1 protein-coding gene and 1 pseudogene are annotated in these 1379 nt (G+C 43.9%); both read left to right on the top strand.

Going from position 1 to position 1379, the window contains the following annotated elements; all coding sequences use genetic code 11:
* Nucleotides 1-984: aminotransferase class I/II-fold pyridoxal phosphate-dependent enzyme (locus GMD1S_RS07700; protein WP_000496990.1), on the top strand; the 984-nt coding region annotated here is incomplete at its 5' end.
* A pseudogene (locus tag GMD1S_RS07695) lies at nt 985-1379 on the top strand (spermidine synthase); the annotation flags it as partial. It abuts the gene before it with no gap.

Here is a 1379-nt window from a genome sequence, read left to right as displayed (position 1 = left end):
CATCCAGATGCTAAAGCTATCCTAATCAACAATCCTACTTACTATGGGATTTGTTCAGACCTCAAGGGTTTAACGGAAATGGCTCACGAAGCTGGCATGATGGTTTTAGTGGATGAAGCCCATGGAGCGCATTTGCATTTTACAGATAAATTGCCGCTGTCTGCTATGGATGCTGGCGCTGATATGGCGGCGGTCTCTATGCATAAGTCTGGTGGGAGTTTGACCCAGAGCTCCATCCTTCTTATCGGGGAGCAGATGAATCCTGAGTACGTTCGTCAGATCATTAACCTGACCCAGTCTACATCTGCCTCTTACCTACTTATGTCTAGTTTGGATATTTCTCGTCGCAACTTAGCCCTTCGTGGCAAAGAGTCTTTTGAGAAAGTCATTGAACTATCTGAGTATGCTCGTCGTGAAATCAATGCTATCGGTGGTTATTATGCCTACTCAAAAGAGCTCATAGACGGTGTGTCTGTTTGTGATTTTGACGTGACCAAGCTGTCCGTTTACACTCAGGGTATTGGCTTAACAGGTATCGAAGTTTATGACCTCCTGCGAGACGAATACGACATTCAGATCGAATTTGGTGATATTGGGAATATCTTAGCTTATATTTCGATTGGTGACCGCATCCAAGACATCGAACGTTTGGTCGGTGCTTTGGCGGATATCAAGAGACTCTACTCAAGAGATGGAAAAGATTTGATTGCTGGAGAATATATCCAGCCCGAGTTAGTGCTGTCTCCTCAGGAAGCCTTTTATTCAGAGAGAAGAAGTTTCACCTTGGATGAATCTGTTGGACATGTCTGTGGGGAATTTGTCATGTGCTATCCTCCAGGCATCCCAATCCTAGCACCAGGTGAACGCATTATACGAGAAATTGTAGACTATATCCAATTTGCCAAAGAACGTGGTTGTTCCCTCCAAGGAACGGAAGATCCAGAGGTCAATCACATCAACGTCATTAAGAGAAAGGAGAACTAGATGGATCTATGGTTTTCTGAAGTTCATACTCCAGATGTTAAATTGTCCTTGAGAACTGCAAAGCAACTCTATGCTGGAAAAAGTGAATGGCAGGATATCGAAGTATTAGATACGCCAGCTTTTGGAAAGATATTGATCTTAAATGGGCATGTCTTGTTTTCAGATGCAGATGATTTTGTTTACAATGAAATGACCGTTCACGTTCCCATGGCTGTCCACCCAAATCCAAAGAAAGTCTTGGTTATTGGGGGTGGTGACGGTGGTGTTGCCCAAGTATTAACCCTCTATCCTGAACTGGAGCAAATCGATATTGTGGAACCAGATGAGATGTTGGTTGAGGTCTGTCGTGAGTATTTCCCAGACTTTGCTGCAGGGCTAGATGATCCTCGTGTTAC

This window comes from Streptococcus sp. GMD1S, assembly GCF_000296875.1.
Lineage (GTDB): Bacteria > Bacillota > Bacilli > Lactobacillales > Streptococcaceae > Streptococcus.
The sequence above is the reverse complement of the archived record's forward strand: the minus strand, read 5'-3'. Positions and strand labels throughout refer to the sequence as shown.